The sequence below is a fragment of the Thermocrinis ruber genome (assembly GCF_000512735.1).
In the GTDB taxonomy this organism is placed as follows: domain Bacteria; phylum Aquificota; class Aquificia; order Aquificales; family Aquificaceae; genus Thermocrinis; species Thermocrinis ruber.
The window spans coordinates 567,774-584,931 of record NZ_CP007028.1 but is presented as its reverse complement, the minus strand read 5'-3'; the positions used below and the strand labels follow the sequence as shown (position 1 = coordinate 584,931).

The window sequence follows — 17,158 nt, the reverse complement described above, 5'->3', positions numbered from 1 at the left end:
AATTTTGGCGGTGGGAGAAAAGACAAAGGCAGAGGTGGAAAAGTATGGCTACAATGTTTGGGCAGTTCCCACCGAGTTTTACGCAGAGGAGGTTGCAAAGCTTTTACAGGGCTACTGTGGAAGGGTTCTGATTCCAAGGTCATCTGTAGGAAGGGAAGAGGCAATTGAAAGCTTAAAGAAGCTTGGCTTTGAGGTAGTCCCACTTAATGTTTATGAAACCAAGCTTTTAGACTATCCACCGGAGGAATTTGAAGCCAAGGTAAAGCTCTCGGACTTTTTAGTCTTTGCCAGCCCATCTGCGGTTAAGGGCTTTTTTGCAAATTTGCAAAAACTACGAGACAAAAGCCTTTTAAAGGATAAAAAAATTATCTGCATTGGCAAAACTACCAAAGGAGAGTGGGAAAGGACCTTTGGTACCCCCTGTGAAACCCCAGAAAAACCAACAATGGAAGATATCCTAAGGCTCCTAAAGAAATTGGCATAATTTTTGCATATAAAAATAAGGAGATGAAGAAGGCTACCATAAAGCAAGAGGTTAGCTTTGAGGGTGTGGGACTTCATTCGGGTGAGTTTTCAAGGATCGTTTTACACCCAGATGACGGTGGCTCTGTTAGGTTTCTGATAAAGAGTGAGATAATTCCTGCCCATTACCAGTATGTGGTGAACACAAACCACTCCACCGACCTGGGAAAAAACGGCGTGGTAGTAAAAACGGTGGAGCATCTTCTGGCGGTCCTTTACATCCTTGGTATAGACAGCGTGGTGATAGAGTTCTTAGAAGGTTTTGAAGTGCCCGCTATGGATGGCAGTGGTTATTACTTTTACAAGTCTCTGAAGGACCTGGTCTATGAGATTGACCAAGATAAGGAGTTTTTAAAGATAGAAAAGCCCATAAGTGTTAAAAACTGCACCGCAAGGATTGATGCCCTACCGAGCAAAGACTTTTCGGTGGAGTACGTTGGGAGCGTGGAGGGTTCCCTCAAGGACCATCGGGTTAAGTTCAAGGGAAACGCCAAAGACGTAGTCTTTGCCAGAACCTTCTGCTACGATTATCAAGTGGAAGCCCTCAGGAACATGGGCTTGGCAAAGGGAGGCAGTCTGAAAAACGCAGTGGTGCTGACCAAAGAGGGCAAGCCCTACAACCGAGAGGGTCTAAGATGCAAGGATGAACCCATAAGGCATAAGCTTTTGGACCTAATAGGAGACCTTTCCCTTTTGGGCAAAAGGCTAAAGGGCAAGGTTGTATCCCATTACGGAGGGCACAGTCTTAACTATCAACTGGTGAAAGCCCTGTCTGAGTTATAATATTCCCTTCCATCCATGACAAAGGAAGAGAGCCTATTAGAAAAGGGTCTTTACTTTTTAACTGCGCTCGTTATAAACCTTATCCTTTTTACACTGCTTTCCACCTACCTTTTGATTACGAGGCTTAGCCACGAGGTGAATAAACCCATTACTTTGCTTTTGGAAGAAATGCCCAGGGAGGAGAAGGTAATCTTTGAGAAGAGAACGCTAAGAGCGGGAGGAATTAAAGAGAAGCTTGAAAAGGCTAAGGGAGGTATGCCCGCTCCTTCCCTTCCTCCAGTGGAAACCGAGAGTGGGGATGTGCCAGTAGCCTCAAAAGAAACCGCCGAGGAGTCCATTCTGTCGGAGATAGAAAGGAAGGTCAAAAGCCAAAAAGCGGAAGCTACTCAGGGCAGACCTACTGTTAGCGAGAGCTTTGGTGAGCTCAGCGGAGTGGTCTCAGGAAGTGGGGTGGATCTGGCAAAAGGTGCTACGAGAAAGATCTTGTACATCCCTCCCTTTCCACAGCTTAGGGCTACTGAACTACCCTCCACCTTTCAGGCTAAGCTCTGGGTGGAGCCTTCGGGTAGAGTTGCTAAGGTTGAGGTCCTAAAAAGGAGTGGCGTGCCGGAGATAGACAGTGCTTTAGTGCAATTTTTAAGGAGTATAAGGTTTGAACCAATAGAAGGTAATATAATACAAACAGGCATTATAACCTTTAGGTTTAAAGGAGGCTGAGGATGATCGGTAAGTTGGTGAGGCTTGAGAGGATCATAAACAGGGAGACAGGTAGAACAATAATAGTGCCCATGGACCATGGGGTGAGCTCTGGTCCCATAGAGGGTATAGTGGATATTAAAAAGGCTGTGGAGGATGTAGCGGAAGGTGGTGCAGATGCGGTGGTCCTCCACAAGGGCATGGTAAAGGCAGGACACAGGGGGCGAGGCAGAGACATAGGACTCATAGTGCATCTTTCCGCCTCCACCGACTGGGCTCCCACAAGAAATGACAAGACCTTGGTGTGCACTGTGGAGGAAGCCATAAAACTTGGAGCGGACGGAGTTTCCATCCACATAAACATTGGGGCGGACTTAGAGAGGGAGATGCTCAGGGACTTTGGCATAGTCTCCAAAGCTTGTGAAGAGTGGGGTATGCCCCTCTTGGCAATGGTTTACGGCAGGGGAAAGGATATGAACCAGTATGACCCAAAGGTAGTTGCCCACTGTGCAAGGCTGGGGGCGGAGCTTGGGGCAGACATAGTAAAAGTTCCCTATACGGGTTCTCCAGAAACCTTTGCCCCTGCGGTGGAGGGTTGCCCAGTACCGGTGGTTATTGCGGGTGGTCCCAAGATGAAGACGGAAAGGGAGGTCCTTGAAATGGTCTACGGTGCCCTGCAGGCGGGTGCCAAGGGGCTATCGGTGGGTAGGAACGTCTTTCAAGCCAAGAACAGGGTCCAAATGGTAAAAGCTTTGTATAAGCTAGTTCATGAGAACGCCTCCGTGGAGGAGGCTCTTAGCCTGTTGGAAGGAGGTAAATGAATGGGTCTTTTGGAGGGCAAAAGGGCACTTATTATGGGCGTTGCCAACGAAAGGAGCATAGCCTACGGCATAGCTAAAGCCTTTCACAGGGAAGGTGCGGAGCTTGCCTTTACCTATGCCAACGAAAAGCTCAAAAAGAGGGTGGAGGAGGTTGCCAGTGAGTTTGGTTCAAACTTGACCTTTGAGTGCGATGTGTCCAAAGACGAGCATATCAAGGCGTTAAGGGAGTGGCTTGAAAAAAACTGGGGAAGCCTTGACATAATAGTCCACTCCATAGCGTACGCACCAAAGGAGGAGTTCAAGGGTGGAGTAATAGACACCTCCAGGGAGGGCTTTAAAATTGCAATGGACATATCTGTTTACTCATTAATAGCCATTACACGGGAACTTTTGCCCTTGATGGAAGGAAGAAACGGAAGTATCATAACTCTGTCCTATTATGGGGCGGAGAAGGTGGTGCCACACTACAATGTTATGGGTATAGCAAAGGCGGCTTTAGAGTGCACAGTACGATACTTGGCTTACGATATTGCCAAATATGGACACAGAATAAACGCCATATCCGCAGGACCAGTAAAGACCCTCGCTGCTTACAGTATTACCGGCTTTCACCTTTTGATGGAACACACCACAAAGGTTAATCCCTTTGGCAGGGCAATAACCATAGAGGATGTGGGAGATACTGCAGTTTTTCTGTGCAGTGATTGGGCAAGGGCTATAACGGGAGAAGTTATTCATGTGGATAATGGCTATCACATTATGGGTGTCTTTGGTAGAGAGGAAGAGATCAAAAAGGAAGTTTTTGGCAAAAGTGAATGAAAAAATGGTTTCTTATCCCACTGTTGGCTTTACCTTTAGTCTTTCTGACATGGTCCTATCTACATCGTGAGCCAAAAACTGCGGTTGCCCAAATAAAAGAAGTTAAAAAGTTCGTGTATGCGTCCGGATATGTGGAGCCCGAGGACTTTGTGCTGGTAAAGTCAGAGGTCTCTGGAATAGTAGAGGCGGTTTATGTAAAAGAGGGGGACAAGGTTAAGAAGGGTCAGGTGCTCGCAAAGATCTCCGCCCAAGAGTTGGAAAGCTCCATAAAGGACCTTCAGGCAAGGCTCAGCTTGGTGGAAGAACGGCTGAGAGAAGACTCTCCTTACCTTAGGTTCTTGAAGGAGAAGGTGGAAGCGTCCGAGCTACAACTCAGGCAGGCGGAGAGGGAGTATGAAAGAAGAAGGGATTTGGCTGAGAGGGGGCTAATTCCAAAGGAACAGCTTGAAAAGTTCAAAACCACCTACGAAATCCACCGCAGGGAGTACGAAGCAAACCTAAGCCAATACAGGGATGCTATAAGGAGTTTACAGGCGGAGAGCAAAAGCTTACGGGCACAGATAGAAAGGCTGAACGCCCAGAGGGAAAAGTATTTCATAAAAAGTCCAATTAACGGGGTGGTCCTGTCTAAGTTTGTAAAGGAGGGAAGCTACATAAACCACCTTTCCCAAGAGAATGTTCTCTTTGGTGTGGGAGACCCAAACAGGTTGGAAGTGGTCTTGGAAATAGACGAGGAGTATGTGGGGCTGATAAAGGAGGGACAAAGGGTCTTTCTCTCCATTGATGCCTTCCCAGGGCAGACCTTTGAGGGCACCATTTACTCCAAAGAGGGACAGTTGGACAGGACAAGGAAAACCTTAAAGGTGAAAGTCCGGGCAAACCTTCCACCCAACACGCCCGCCTTTGCCACAGTGGAGGGTAAGGTCTTGGTGGAAGAGAGGTCCGCCCTACTGGTACCAAAGGAAGCGGTCAAAGACGGAAAGGTGCTGAGATATGAAAGGGTTCGTTCGGTGGAGGTGCCCGTTAAGTTGGGTGGAGAGTACGAGGGGTATGTGGAGGTCTTGGAGGGGCTCAAGGAGGGTGATAGAGTAATTTTGCGATGAACCATGTACTCTTTTTGGCACTAAAGCTCCTTTTGGAGAGAAAGCGTCAGACAGTCATATCCTTTTTGGGTGTTAGCATAGGAGTTTCTGCCTTTGTGGTGATGAGTTCTCTGATGCTGGGTTTTCAGTCTTACTTTATCCAACAGGTCATAGACTTGGAGCCTCACATAAGGATAAAACCCAAGGAGAGTGCGGAGGACCGTCTAAGGCAGGATTTTTCTGTGGTCCTTGGGGCAAAGCCAAAGGAGGAGGAAAAAATTCTGGGCTGGAGGGACCTGATGCAGAGCTTAGACAGGCATCCTGAAGTGGTAGGTTCTGCACCGAGGCTGGTGAGCAGGGGCATAGTTCAGTACGGCACCAAAGAAAAGCCCGTCAATTTGCTCGGCATAGACCCAACAAGGGAGCCCAAGGCATCCATAATAGAGAGGTTCTTGGTGTATAAAAACCTTAAAAGCTTGGAAAACAGGAGGGATGGAGTTATCCTCGGAGTGTTAGTTGCCAAAAGCTTGGGTATAAAAGAGCTGGGCGGAAAGGTGGTGATCACCACACCCAACGGCACCTCCTCCACCTTTCGGGTCATAGACATATTTGACTCCGGCATCACCAACTTGGACGACACGAGGGTGTATATGCACATAAACACCCTGCAATCCATCTTGGGCAAAGAGGGGCAGGTAAACGAGATCGTCATAAAGCTAAAGGACCCAGAAAGGGCAGAAAGGTTAGCCAAAGTTTTTGGTGCAGGGCTCAACTACGAGGTTGAAAGTTGGCAGAGGGCATACAGGAACTTTTTGAGCATCTTTAAAATTCAAAACATAATAACTTACCTCATTGTCTTTGCAATACTGCTAGTTTCTGCCTTTGGGATCTTCAACATAATAATGATGACCGTGCTGGAAAAGAAAAGGGATATTGCCATTTTGATGGCTATGGGCTATTCAAGGAGAGACATACTTTTGATCTTTTTGGTGCAGGGGGTTTTTGTGGGCTTAGTGGGTGCGGTGCTTGGCTCCATAATCGGTTATGGCTTGCAAGAGTATTTGGAATCCGTAAAGTTAGACGTGGAGGGGCTCATAAGGACTCCGGGCTTTGTGCTTTATAGAAGCTTTAGCCTTTACATCTACGGCGGAATCTTTTCTGTCCTCTTTGCGGTGCTTGCCAGCCTTTATCCTTCCTACAGGGCAAGCAGGCTAAACCCGGTGGATATATTCAGGAGTGCTTCTTAACAAAATCTTAACAATTCTTCTCTAAAATCTTAACTAACAAAACAGTTAGGAGGTGTTTGATATGAGAAAGCTTGCGTTGGGAGTTTTAGCCCTTTCCACCTTTGCCTTTGCGGGCACAAACCATCCTGCCCTTGACACGATCCTCTACATACTCATGGACAAGGGCTTGATAACACCCGAGGAAGCCCAAGAGTATGCCAAGGAGCTCAAAAGGAACATGGCCGAAAGAAACAGAGAAATTGAGTCCATGATAAACAAGGCTATTGAACAGATGAGAAAAGCTATGGAACAAAAATCCCAGTAAGGAGGTGAAGCCATGAAGAAAGTACTTTTAGCCACTGCAATTTTCAGCGGAACGGTTTTAGCCCTTGAAATCACCGGTGCCGGGTCCACGTTTGTCTTTCCGATCATGGGCAAGTGGGCCTTTGAGTACAACAAGGAGACGGGACACAAGGTAAACTACCAGTCCATAGGCTCCGGTGGTGGTATCAGGCAGGCCATCAACAGGACGGTGGATTTTGGAGCCTCTGACGCACCCCTAACACCCGAGGAGTTGGAAAGGCATAAGCTCCTCCAATTCCCCGTAGTTATAGGCGCAGTTGTGGTTACCTACAACGTGCCAGAGTTGGGGAGAACTGTGCTAAACATGGACCAAAAGGCGGTCTGCGACATCTACATGGGCAAGATCACAAGGTGGAACGACCCATACCTGCAACAGCTCAACCCCAACGTAAAGCTCCCCGACAGACCCATAGTGGTAGTGCACAGGTCCGACGGCTCTGGAACCACCTGGATCTTCACCAACTGGCTCTCTAAAGTATGCCCCGAGTGGAAGGAAAAGGTGGGATTTGGAACTTCCGTCAAGTGGCCTACGGGCGTTGGTGCAAAAGGAAATGAAGGCGTAACAAACTACGTGAGGAGATCCCAGGGCGGTATAGGATATGTGGAATACATCTACGCCAAGCAGAATAACCTACCCGCTGCAAGGATCAAAAACAGGGAAGGAAATTTTGTGGAGCCAACCGTAAGAACCATGCAAGAGGCTGCAAGGAACGCCAGGTGGGATAAGTCCAAGCACTTCTACGAAGTCCTCACAGACCAACCCGGTAGAGATGCCTACCCAATAACGGGCGCAGTCTTCGTACTGATTCCCAAAGACCAACCCGAGAGGGCTAAGAGGGCTACCACCTTCTTCAAGTGGGTTTTTGAAAAGGGAGACAGGTATGCCCAAGAACTTGATTACATACCCATGCCCGAAAACGTCAAAAGGCTCGTCATGGAATACTGGAAGGATCATGGCGTAGCACCATAAGGGTGGTATAATCATGGAGAACGTGGCAGAAGTACAGAAGAGCCTAAGGGAAATCAAAACCCGCGGAGAGTTCTTAGAGAGGTTTTTAAAGCTTAGCCTCGGTTTTTGGGCCCTCTTCGCGGGGCTCCTCTTTCCAATACTTGCGGGACTTATCCTCCTCTACGAAGCAAGGCTCGCCATAAAAGAGTTTGGCTTTATACACTTTTTGACCCACACCAACTGGGATCCTGTGCAAGAGGACTTTGGCGCTGCCACCATGATCTTTGGTACGGTGGTTAGCACTCTTCTCTCCATGCTCATCGCCGCACCCGTTGCCATAGGCATAGCCATCTTTATCACCGAGCTGGCACCCAATTGGTTTAAACCCATAGTCTCCACTGCGGTGGAACTCTTGGCAGCCATTCCAAGCATCATATACGGACTTTGGGGCTTTTTTATCCTTACCCCCATAATGGCAACCAAAGTGGAGCCTTGGCTCCAAGACAAGCTGGGAGATGTGCCCCTCATAGGAAAGCTCTTTCAGGGTGCGCCTACCGGTGTTGACGTATTGACCACCAGCCTTGTGCTCTCCATAATGATCATACCCTTTATGGCTGCGGTTGTGAGGGATGCCTTTAACATGGTCCCTCCCATAATGAAGGAGTCTGCCTACGGGCTTGGGGCTACCAAGTGGGAGGTTATAAGGCAGGTGGTAATCCCCTACACCGCATCGGGCATAGCTGGAGGTTTGATTCTTTCCGCAGGAAGGGCTCTGGGAGAGACCATGGCGGTAACCTTTTTGGCAGGAAATCGCCCACAGATCCCCAAGTCCCTGTTGGAGCCCTTCACCACCATAACCGTTGCCCTGGCAAACCAATTCACCGAAGCAGACACGGATGTGTATCTTTCCGCCCTCTACTATGCGGGGCTCTTGCTCTACTTGGTCTCCTTTGCCATGCTCGGTATTGCCAAGTTCATGGTGCTAAGACTTGAAAAGAGGTGGAAGGCATGAGCAGGAAAACCCGCAGAAAGCTCTTTAGCAATTTTATGCTTTTTGTATCCTTCCTTACCGCCGCCTATGGAATTTTTTGGCTCTTTTGGATCCTTGGCAGTCTCGCTGTAAATGGCTTTAGGTATCTTAGCCCCGAGCTTATCTATTTGGACCCTACACCACCCGGAGAGGAGGGAGGAGGTCTAAGACCCGCCTTTGTGGGACACTTGATCATCACCTCCCTTGCAACTGTAATAGGAGTCCCCATAGGTATAATGGCTGGTATATACTTTGCGGAATACGGAAGGAACAGCAAGTTCTTCATGACCCTCAGACAGATCACGGACATAATGGTTAGCACTCCCTCAATCTTGATGGGTGCGGTGGTTTATGCGGTGCTGGTCAGACCTGTGGGACACTTTAACGGCTTTTCTGGTGCGGTTGCCTTGGCCCTTTTGATGCTACCCGTTATTGCCATCACCACCGACGAGATGCTAAAGTTGGTCCCCAGAGAGATGAGGGAAGCAGCGTACGCTCTGGGAGCTTACAAATGGCAAGTTATAAAGGGTGTGGTCATGAGGGCGGCAAAGGTGGGAATACTGACGGGAGTGCTCCTTGGCGTTGCCCGTATTGCAGGAGAAACTGCACCCTTGCTCTTTACTTCCTTCAACAACAACGTTTTGACCTTTGACCTTAGGGACCCGATGGCATCTCTGACTGTAACCATGTTCAACTATGTGATGGGACCTTACCACTACTGGCACCAGCAAGCTTGGGCTGCGGCGTTTATACTTACTATGGGTGTCCTGCTTCTTTCCATAATAGCAAGGGTTTTACTCCACAGAAACATACTTGAACCTCTCTTTTATATAGTGCGTTCCATAACAGGTAAGAAAGGAGGATAAGCTATGGTAGAGACTCAGACCGCTTTAAAGACCCGCATGGAGGTTAAAAACCTCAACTTCTACTACGGCTCCAATCAAGCCCTCAAAAACATAAACATGCCCATATACGACAGAAAGGTAACCGCCCTAATCGGACCCTCGGGCTGTGGAAAGACCACCCTTCTGAGATGTCTTAACCGTATGCACGACCTGTATCCTAACAACAGATACGAGGGAGACATCCTCCTTGATGGTGAAAGCATATTCAAGATGGATGTTATAGACCTCAGGAGCAAGGTGGGTATGGTTTTCCAAAAGCCCACGCCATTCCCCATGTCTATCTTTGACAATGTAGCCTTTGGTCTAAGGCTAAAGGGTATAAAGGGTACCGAGCTAAAGGACAGAGTGGAAAAGGCTTTAAAGGACGCTGTCCTCTGGGACGAAGTCAAAGACAGGCTCAAAGACAGCGCTTTCTCCCTCTCGGGAGGACAACAGCAAAGGCTATGTATAGCCAGGGCTATTGCAGTGGAGCCGGAAGTATTGCTCTTTGATGAGCCCACCTCCGCCCTGGACCCCATATCCACCGCCAAAATAGAGGAGCTTATAGTGGAACTCAAAAAGAAGATCACCATAGTTATCGTCACCCACAACATGCAACAGGCTGCGAGGATATCTGACTTTACGGGCTTTATGTATTTGGGTGAGCTCATAGAGTTCAACCCCACAGAAAAGATATTCACCAAGCCCGACAAAAAGCTCACGGAGGAATATGTGACGGGAAGGTTTGGCTAAGCCTTAGCCTTCCCTCCAGATCTTTTATAAACTGATAAGCGGTCCTTCCGGAAAAACTGCCTCTTTCGGTCGCCCAAAGGAGCGCCCTCTCTTCCAACTCCTGCTGAGGAATAGATATTCCCCTCTCCTTTGCATAAGCTTTCACGATTTCTAGATACTGTGCTTTGTCAAAGGAGAAAAAGCCAAGCCTAAGCCCAAACCTTTCCACCAACGATATCATCTCTCTGTAGTCTTCTTCTGGGAACTTTCCATCCCTTTCCCTGTTTGCTACAATGTTCCTGCGGTTGGATGTAGCGTACACCAGTATGTTTTCTGGCCTTTCTTCTAAGTCCCCATCCAGCATGGACTTTAAAAGCCTGTATTGGTCTTCCTCAGGTTCAAAGGAAAGGTCGTCAATGAAGAGAATAAAGCGTTTTTTGCTGTCTCTGAGCAGTTCGTAGAGCTGTGATAGGTCTTCCACCTGAGCTTTATAGACTTGGATGAGCCTTAATCCTTCTTTGCCAAAGAGTGTGAGCATGGACTTCACAAGGGAGGACTTCCCTGTTCCCCTGTCTCCCCAGAGGAGGGCGTCGTTGGCAGGATAGCCTTTCACAAACTGTAGGGTATTTCTTTTAAGCTCCTCCTTCTGTCTGTCTATGAAGAGAAGGCTTTCAAAGCTTGGCAGGTGCGGATGTGCTATAGGCTGGAGCTTACCATCTTTGAACCTGAAGGCTAAAAACTCTTCAAACATAGCAAATAGTTTAAAATAAAGTTCCATGAGAAAGAATATTCTTTTCCTTTGCTTTTTACTCTCTTCCTGCGGTGCAGTTACCCAAGAGGAGCTAAACGCCAGATTAGCCCAGATCAACAGGCGTATAGAAAAACTGGAGGAGGAGCAGAGAACCATTAGAGCCCAGCAGATAAAGACCGAAGAGAGAGTGGATGCCCTCTCACAAAATCTGGCAAGCTTAAGGCTTGAGGTGGAAAGATTGAGGGTGGAAGGGAGAACCAGTCTCCCACAGCCTATTCCATCAAAGCCAGAAAATGTATCCCAATCCCAACCTGCAAAGGTAGAAGGACAGCCTAGAACGCAACCTATTCAACCTGAACCATTTGTCCAAAGACCCCAAGAAGGACAAAGAGGCGTAGAGACTCTGTCCCCCGACTACGAAAAGGAATACAAGTCCGCCCTTGACCTGTATAACTTAAGACAGCTAAATCAGGCAAAGGAGAAGTTTATTGAGTTCATAAGAAAATATCCAAAGACTCCTCTTACGGATAACGCATACCTTTGGCTAGGTGTTGTTTATAGAGATTTGGGAGATAATGTTAGGGCGGAGGCGGTGTGGCGCACCTTGGAGGAAAGGTGTAAAAGGGGAGAAATGGTGGATTGCAATAAACTGCCCTCTGCTTACTTACAGTTGGCGAGGCTCTACGAAGCACAGGGAAACAACGAGAAGGCAAGGGAGTATTACGAGGCAATCCTGAAAGAATTTCCCCTTTCGGAGGAAGCGGAGGTAGCAAAGAAAAAGCTTGGTAGATAAAGCCCTATTCCTGAGTTAGCCTTCTGTATAACTCCATCAGGCTTGATACACTGCTTTCAAAGTCGGCGGGAGTTGTGTAATCTTGCCTTAAAAAGTCCTTTATGAGCTCTTCGTGCTTGATAACCCTATCCACCACAGGGTTTGTTCCTTTGGTGTATAAGCCAAGATTCACTAAATCTTCTAACGATTCATATGCACTCAAAAGCTCTTTTAAGTAGAGGGCAGCCCTCATATGCTCTTTTGAAACTATCTGAGGCATAAGCCTGCTTAGACTTCTCACAGGATCTATAGCTGGAAACAGACCACTGTTTGCCAACTTTCTTGAGAGGATTATATGGCCGTCCAGCATACCCATGAGGGCATCAGCCACAGGGTCAAGGCTTATGTCGTCTCCCTCCACCAAAACGCTAAATATACCCGTTATGCTTCCCCTGTTAAAGTTTCCACAGCTTTCCACTATCTTTGACATCAGATAGAAAACAGAGGGTGTGTAGCCCTTTAATGTGGGAGGCTCTCCTGCAGAAAGTCCCACTTCCCTCTGTGCCATTGCAAACCTCGTCAGAGAGTCCAAAACCAGCAGAACATTTAGTCCCTTCTCCGCAAAGTACCTCGCATGCACCAACGCACTGATGGCACCTTTAACCTTCAGTATGGGGGTTTGGTCTGCGGTGGTGGTTATCACCACGCTTCTTTTTATTGAATTCCCAAGAATATCCTCTACAAACTCTCTGACCTCTCTTCCCCTTTCCCCGATGAGCCCAAGGACCACAACATCCGCCTTGCTAAATCGGGTGATCATCCCAAGAAGGGTAGTTTTCCCCACACCCGCCCCCGCAAATATGCCAACCTTTTGCCCCCTGCCCAAGGTGAATAGGGCGTTTATGGTCCTAACGCCCGTGTCAAAGACTTCCTTTATTCTCTCCCGTTGTAAGGGATTTATATCCTTTAGCTCAATGGGTCTTCTCTCGCCATGTATTAACCTTCCGTCGGAAATTCTCCTACCGAAAGGGTCCAGTATTTGTCCCAAAGCTTTTTCACCCACAATGGTGGATACAGGTTCCCTCTTTATCCAAACCCTGTCTCCTGTTTTAACTCCTAACAAACTACTGAAGGGCATAATAAGGCATCTGTTCTCATGAAAACCTATAACCTCGCCTTCTACATCCCCCGTTTCTGTTTTTATGATGCACTGGTTGCCCACCGCACCTTCCGGTACCGTTGCCTCAAGATACACACCGCTTACCTTAACCACCTTTCCGTAAACCCTAAAAACTTTATCCATCCTATCTCAGCTTCGGCTTTATGGCTTTTCCAAAAAAACCACCGAAACGCCCGCTCCCCCTTCCCTTGGGTATCCCTCCCTACGAAAAACTACCAAATCTGAACCTTCCAAAAAGTCCTCCACCACCCTTTTTAAAACCCCCGTGCCATGGATTACCTTTACGCTCTTTATCCCAAGCGCCTTAGCCTCCTTCAGGAAAGACTCAAGCTTATAAAGGGCTTCCTCCGTGTTAAGTCCTATTAGATTTATCTCCGTAGGAAATCTCTTATTGACCTCAAGGGAGTATTCCTCCTGCTCTACTACGGGTGGAGGTGCTTTCTTTAGCTTCTGTTTTTCTATCCAAGCCTTTACACCACCAAAGGACACCTGCACTTTTTCCTCCTTCACCTCCAGAACCCTTCCCTTTGAGCCCATAAACTCCACCCAATCGCCTACCTTTATCGGTTCCTCATTCAGTTCTTTCATAACCTCTTGCTTCTTTTCCTTAACAAACTGCTTTATCTTCTGCCTTTCCCTTGCGCTTTTTAAGAGCTCCTCCGCCTCCCTTTCTATCTCCTGTAAATACTGCAAAGCCCGAGACATTCCCTCCCTGTAAGCCCTTTCCTTGATCTCTTCCGAGAGGGCAAGCAAGGACGAATATTCTGCCTTCATCCTTTCCAACTCTTCCTTTGCCTGCTCCACTTCCTTTAGCTTTCCCTGATACTCTTTTATCAGCTCTTCTAAGTCTTCCTTAGCCTTTGAGAATCTTTCAAACTCTGCGGGCATCTTTTTGCGGGCGTATTCCAAAACCTCCTCTGGCATACCAAACCTTCTGGCGATCTCAAAGGCCATACTGCTACCCACCGCATCGTAAAGAATATGGTATGTGGGCTCTAAGGTTTCTTTGTCAAAGGATACGCTGGCGGGTGTGTAGTAGTCAGACTCCAAAGCATAAAGCTTGACGGGTGTATGGTGTGTTGTGGCAAAGACATAAGCCTTTTTGTTCTTTAAATACTCAAGGACACCTATGCTCAAGGCAGAGCCCTCCATGGGGTCTGTTCCTGCGCCCAGCTCGTCCAAAAGCACCAAGCTTTTTTCATTAACCAGTGGCAAAAACTCTGCCAAGTTTGAGACATGGGCAGAAAAGGTGGAAAGGTTCTGCTCTATGCTCTGTTCATCTCCTATATCTGTGTATATGCCTTCAAAAACCGGCAATTCTCCCTCCTCTATAGGGATGGGCAGTGCAAACTGGAACATGAGGGCACACAGCCCAAGGGACTTTAGGGCTACCGTCTTTCCACCCGTGTTGGGACCGGTAAGGACAAGCCCTTTCTTACCCTCAATCTTTATATCTATAGGCACCACATGGTCCTTGGTGAATACCAAAAGGGGATGCCTGACGGACTTTAAAAAAATCTTAGCATCCGAAAGCTTTGGAAACTTGCCCCCTATTTCCTTGCTAAAGCGGGCTACCGCCTTTAGGTAATCCAGCTTTAGCAGGGTGTAGTAGGCAGACATAAGCTTTGTGCTGAACTCTCCGATGTAGGAGGTGATCCGCTTTAGAACCTTTTTGACCTCCTCTTCCTCCTCTTCCTTTAATACCACAAGGCGGTTATTTAATTCCACCACACTGTGAGGTTCCAAGTAGGTGGTGTATCCAGAAGACGAAGTGCCATGCACTATGCCTACGATCTTGTTGATCTCCGTAGTCTTTACGGGCAAAACATAGCGGTTATTCCTTATGGTTATGATCCTGTCTGAGAGAAGCCTGTCTGCATCGGGACGGTTGAGGATGTTTTCCAACCTCTTGGAGACCTCCTTTTCTAAATCCCTTATCTTCTTTCTGATGGTTGCTAACTCTTGGCTGGCACTGTCTTTAACAAAGCCCCTCTGGTCTATGGTGCTCTCTATGATGCCTTCTATCTGCGGAAAGTGATAGAGGGTTTTTAGAAGGTTCCCCAAACTCTTCCTAAGGGGCACATGGGCACCAAGGGCTTTTCTTGCGTCCCTTATGAGCTTTATAACTTTGTATATCTCTAATATTTCCTCCAAGCTGAGGGTTGCATCCTGCAGGACAGATTTTTTTATATAGGGCTCTATGTCTCCAAAGGGATAAAGAGTCAAAGATTCCTCAACCGCAAGAAAGTCCTCCACCAGCTGAATTTCTTGCCTTAGCCCCTCCACATCTATATAAGGTTTTAGAGTTTGCAAGAATTTCTCCGTTGCCTTTGAATTGAAGTATCCCTTGAGCCTCTCAAAGACCTTCCACAGCTCTAAGTTGGAAAAGTCCTTCTCCCTCACAGAGAAAAATTTTATATACAACTCACCACTTCCCTTCCGTAAAAATCCGCCAAGACTTTTTTATGTTAATTAAACTTGACTTTAAACTAAAATTAACGTAAAATAATGACAATATTAACAAAGGAGGTAAGGCATGAAGAAGGCATTTTTGCTGACCGCCATAGTATCTTTTGGCTACGCCCAGGAGATTTTGCTAAAAGAGGTGGAGCTAAAGGCTAAGAAGGAGACGTTCAAAGACAGCTTGGAAGTAAGAGAGGTAAGAGAAAGCTCCGCAAAAGATGTGGGAGAAGCCCTTACCAAACTGGAAGGTATCTGGAAAATAAGGAAGGGCGGAATAGCAAACGATGTGGTCCTCAGAGGATTTTACAGGGACAACATAAACGTGCTAATAGACGGTAGTAGAGTGTATGCTGCCTGTCCCAACCGAATGGACCCGCCCGCATTTCACGTGGATTTTTCAGAAGTAGAGAGGATAGAGATCATTAAAGGACCTTTTGACGTAAGACATCAAGGGTCTATGGCAGGGCTTGTGAACATAATCACCAAGAAGCCTGAAAAAGGCTTTCACTTAAAACTCAACGCATCTGCCGGTTCCTTTAACTTTATCAACCTTTCTCCAGTGGTTTCTTATGCAGATGACAAGTTTGGCATACTTGTGGGCTACTCTTACAGATATTCTAAACCTTACAAAGATGGCGATGGAAGAAGGATTACTGAGGCCCAGAATGCCAACTACAGACCAGAGTTTAGAAACAAAAAAGCCTTTGAAATTAACACATACTGGACTAAACTTGGTTTTAAGCCCATTGAAAATCACAGCGTAGAATTTTCTTACACAAAACAGGACGCAAGACACGTTCTTTACCCTTACCTTCGTATGGACGCCATTTACGATAAGACGGATAGGTTTAACATGAACTACCAAATAGACGGAATATCAGACACGCTAAAGAGCCTGAAGTTTCAGCTCTACTACACAAAAGTGGATCACCCGATGGATACTAGTTTCAGAACTGGTACGTATATGCGAACGGATGCCAAATCAAAAACCTACGGAGGCAGGCTTGAAGCTAACCTTGGTAATCTCACATTAGGCTTTGAGGCTTACAGGAGAAATTGGGATGCTGTCAACCGTATGGGGATGATGACTCAGTACGTAATACCCAATGTGGATACTGAAAGCTTTGGTTTTTATGGCGAGTACAAGAGGAACCTTTCGGACAGGCTAAGGTTAGTAACAGGGCTAAGGCTTGACACCACAAAGACCGAAGCGGACAGATCAAAAGCAAACACAGGCTTGTATAATACTTATAAAAACACCACAAGCACATCAAAAAGAGACACCTATCCCTCTGGAAATATACAGCTCTTTTATGAACTTCAAGAGGGCACTGAACTGTTTGTAGGTTTAGGACATTCGGTGAGAGTGCCAGACGCTCAGGAAAGATACTTTGCCTTCAGCATGGGGAGTAATATCCGGGTAGGAAATCCGGAACTCAAGCCTTCCAGGAATACGGAGCTTGACCTGGGTATAAAGCACTTTACTGACAGAATACTCATAAAAGCAACAGCCTTTTACAGCTATGTGCAGGACTACATAACAGTTCATAAGCCAGCCGGTCCTGGTAATCCACTCTCTTATGAAAACGTAAACGCCCAATTTTTCGGTGGTGAGGCGGATTTAAGGCTCTCTCTAACTCAAGAGCTCTTTCTCTTTGGTGGAATGTCTTATGTGCAGGCAAGGAAAGAAACAAAACCCGAGAAAAACATAAGAAGCTCCAAAGTTGCAGAAATCCCACCTCTTAAAACAAGGCTCGCCCTTAGGTACGACAAAGGCATATATTTTGGAGAAGTGGAAACGGTCCTTTCCGCAACTCAGAGTAGGGTAGACACAGACCTAAATGAGCAAAGAACTTCTGGTTATGGTGTGGTAAATGTTAAAGTGGGCGGGAATTTCAAAGGATTTACTATTAACGCGGGCATTGACAACGTATTTGACAAAAAGTACTTTGAACATCTATCCTATCTGAGAAATCCTTTCGCAATGCCCCCTAGTGTTAAAGTGCCAGAGCCCGGGAGAACTTTCTACATAAATGCGTCTTACACCTTCTGAATAAATTTGTGGGGGAGGGGAGGGCGGGCTTT

General features: G+C 47.0%; 17 protein-coding genes. 14 read left to right on the top strand and 3 right to left on the bottom strand.

Annotated elements, in window-relative coordinates; translation table 11 throughout:
- The first annotated feature begins 10 nt into the window (after positions 1-10).
- The 12 genes from THERU_RS03160 to pstB all read left to right on the top strand — a co-directional run bounded on the left by THERU_RS03160 (position 11) and on the right by pstB (position 9,928).
- Positions 11-484, top strand: coding sequence for a uroporphyrinogen-III synthase (locus THERU_RS03160; RefSeq protein ID WP_245565847.1), 474 nt, complete (start codon positions 11-13; stop codon positions 482-484).
- 23 nt (positions 485-507) lie between these two features.
- On the top strand, positions 508-1,305 hold the full coding sequence (gene lpxC / locus THERU_RS03155; protein ID WP_038532057.1) for a UDP-3-O-acyl-N-acetylglucosamine deacetylase: 798 nt from the start codon (positions 508-510) through the stop codon (positions 1,303-1,305).
- Positions 1,306-1,320: 15 nt separating this feature from the next.
- Positions 1,321-2,022 carry an energy transducer TonB family protein gene (locus THERU_RS03150; RefSeq protein ID WP_051402149.1) on the top strand — a complete coding sequence of 234 codons (702 nt, stop codon included), beginning with the start codon at positions 1,321-1,323 and terminating at the stop codon, positions 2,020-2,022.
- Between the two features lie 2 nt (positions 2,023-2,024).
- Entirely contained in the window at positions 2,025-2,822 is a 798-nt protein-coding gene (locus THERU_RS03145) for a 2-amino-3,7-dideoxy-D-threo-hept-6-ulosonate synthase (protein WP_025305829.1), read from the top strand.
- Positions 2,823-3,641, top strand: a complete 819-nt coding sequence (locus THERU_RS03140; protein ID WP_025305828.1) for an enoyl-ACP reductase FabI — start codon at positions 2,823-2,825, stop codon at positions 3,639-3,641.
- The gene (locus THERU_RS03135; protein ID WP_025305827.1) at positions 3,638-4,744 is read left to right on the top strand and encodes an efflux RND transporter periplasmic adaptor subunit; all 1,107 of its coding nucleotides are present in this window, start codon (positions 3,638-3,640) and stop codon (positions 4,742-4,744) included. Before THERU_RS03140 ends, THERU_RS03135 begins: the two co-directional genes overlap by 4 nt.
- The gene (locus THERU_RS03130) at positions 4,741-5,970 is read left to right on the top strand and encodes an ABC transporter permease (protein WP_025305826.1); all 1,230 of its coding nucleotides are present in this window, start codon (positions 4,741-4,743) and stop codon (positions 5,968-5,970) included. Before THERU_RS03135 ends, THERU_RS03130 begins: the two co-directional genes overlap by 4 nt.
- A gap of 61 nt (positions 5,971-6,031) precedes the next feature.
- Positions 6,032-6,274, top strand: a complete 243-nt coding sequence (locus THERU_RS03125) for a hypothetical protein (protein ID WP_025305825.1) — start codon at positions 6,032-6,034, stop codon at positions 6,272-6,274.
- Between the two features lie 12 nt (positions 6,275-6,286).
- Complete coding sequence (pstS, locus tag THERU_RS03120; RefSeq protein ID WP_025305824.1) at positions 6,287-7,282, top strand: phosphate ABC transporter substrate-binding protein PstS; 996 nt, start codon at positions 6,287-6,289, stop codon at positions 7,280-7,282.
- A gap of 13 nt (positions 7,283-7,295) precedes the next feature.
- Entirely contained in the window at positions 7,296-8,273 is a 978-nt protein-coding gene (pstC, locus tag THERU_RS03115; RefSeq protein ID WP_038532054.1) for a phosphate ABC transporter permease subunit PstC, read from the top strand.
- A complete protein-coding gene (gene pstA, locus THERU_RS03110; protein ID WP_025305822.1) occupies positions 8,270-9,157 on the top strand; it encodes a phosphate ABC transporter permease PstA in 888 nt (295 codons plus the stop codon). Before pstC ends, pstA begins: the two co-directional genes overlap by 4 nt.
- Positions 9,158-9,160: 3 nt before the next feature.
- Positions 9,161-9,928: a phosphate ABC transporter ATP-binding protein PstB gene (pstB, locus tag THERU_RS03105; RefSeq protein WP_025305821.1), complete on the top strand. Its 768-nt coding sequence runs from the start codon at positions 9,161-9,163 to the stop codon at positions 9,926-9,928.
- On the opposite strand, the gene THERU_RS03100 is transcribed toward pstB, so the two are convergent.
- Entirely contained in the window at positions 9,894-10,685 is a 792-nt protein-coding gene (locus THERU_RS03100) for an ATP-binding protein (RefSeq protein ID WP_025305820.1), read from the bottom strand. The two genes, pstB and THERU_RS03100, sit on opposite strands and share 35 nt — an antisense overlap.
- On the opposite strand from THERU_RS03100, the gene THERU_RS03095 reads away from it, so the two are divergent.
- Positions 10,684-11,451, top strand: a complete 768-nt coding sequence (locus THERU_RS03095) for a tetratricopeptide repeat protein (protein ID WP_025305819.1) — start codon at positions 10,684-10,686, stop codon at positions 11,449-11,451. The genes THERU_RS03100 and THERU_RS03095 overlap by 2 nt on opposite strands.
- 4 nt (positions 11,452-11,455) lie before the next feature.
- On the opposite strand, the gene THERU_RS03090 is transcribed toward THERU_RS03095, so the two are convergent.
- Both THERU_RS03090 and THERU_RS03085 read right to left on the bottom strand, forming a co-directional pair.
- Positions 11,456-12,733: a FliI/YscN family ATPase gene (locus tag THERU_RS03090; protein ID WP_025305818.1), complete on the bottom strand. Its 1,278-nt coding sequence runs from the start codon at positions 12,731-12,733 to the stop codon at positions 11,456-11,458.
- An 18-nt stretch (positions 12,734-12,751) separates the two neighbouring features.
- A complete protein-coding gene (locus THERU_RS03085) occupies positions 12,752-15,013 on the bottom strand; it encodes an endonuclease MutS2 (RefSeq protein WP_025305817.1) in 2,262 nt (753 codons plus the stop codon).
- 133 nt (positions 15,014-15,146) lie between these two features.
- On the opposite strand from THERU_RS03085, the gene THERU_RS03080 reads away from it, so the two are divergent.
- Positions 15,147-17,126: a TonB-dependent receptor gene (locus tag THERU_RS03080; RefSeq protein WP_025305816.1), complete on the top strand. Its 1,980-nt coding sequence runs from the start codon at positions 15,147-15,149 to the stop codon at positions 17,124-17,126.
- Positions 17,127-17,158 lie beyond the last annotated feature (32 nt).

Bases quoted from the DNA above. Each gene is read 5' to 3' on its own strand.
- lpxC (WP_038532057.1), top strand. From the start codon at position 508: ATGAAGAAGGCTACCATAAAGCAAGAGGTTAGCTTTGAGGGTGTGGGA.
- THERU_RS03150 (WP_051402149.1), top strand. From the start codon at position 1,321: ATGACAAAGGAAGAGAGCCTATTAGAAAAGGGTCTTTACTTTTTAACT.
- THERU_RS03145 (WP_025305829.1), top strand. From the start codon at position 2,025: ATGATCGGTAAGTTGGTGAGGCTTGAGAGGATCATAAACAGGGAGACA.
- THERU_RS03140 (WP_025305828.1), top strand. From the start codon at position 2,823: ATGGGTCTTTTGGAGGGCAAAAGGGCACTTATTATGGGCGTTGCCAAC.
- THERU_RS03135 (WP_025305827.1), top strand. From the start codon at position 3,638: ATGAAAAAATGGTTTCTTATCCCACTGTTGGCTTTACCTTTAGTCTTT.
- THERU_RS03130 (WP_025305826.1), top strand. From the start codon at position 4,741: ATGAACCATGTACTCTTTTTGGCACTAAAGCTCCTTTTGGAGAGAAAG.
- THERU_RS03125 (WP_025305825.1), top strand. From the start codon at position 6,032: ATGAGAAAGCTTGCGTTGGGAGTTTTAGCCCTTTCCACCTTTGCCTTT.
- pstS (WP_025305824.1), top strand. From the start codon at position 6,287: ATGAAGAAAGTACTTTTAGCCACTGCAATTTTCAGCGGAACGGTTTTA.
- pstC (WP_038532054.1), top strand. From the start codon at position 7,296: ATGGAGAACGTGGCAGAAGTACAGAAGAGCCTAAGGGAAATCAAAACC.
- pstA (WP_025305822.1), top strand. From the start codon at position 8,270: ATGAGCAGGAAAACCCGCAGAAAGCTCTTTAGCAATTTTATGCTTTTT.
- pstB (WP_025305821.1), top strand. From the start codon at position 9,161: ATGGTAGAGACTCAGACCGCTTTAAAGACCCGCATGGAGGTTAAAAAC.
- THERU_RS03095 (WP_025305819.1), top strand. From the start codon at position 10,684: ATGAGAAAGAATATTCTTTTCCTTTGCTTTTTACTCTCTTCCTGCGGT.
- THERU_RS03100 (WP_025305820.1), bottom strand. From the start codon at position 10,685: ATGGAACTTTATTTTAAACTATTTGCTATGTTTGAAGAGTTTTTAGCC.
- THERU_RS03090 (WP_025305818.1), bottom strand. From the start codon at position 12,733: ATGGATAAAGTTTTTAGGGTTTACGGAAAGGTGGTTAAGGTAAGCGGT.
- THERU_RS03080 (WP_025305816.1), top strand. From the start codon at position 15,147: ATGAAGAAGGCATTTTTGCTGACCGCCATAGTATCTTTTGGCTACGCC.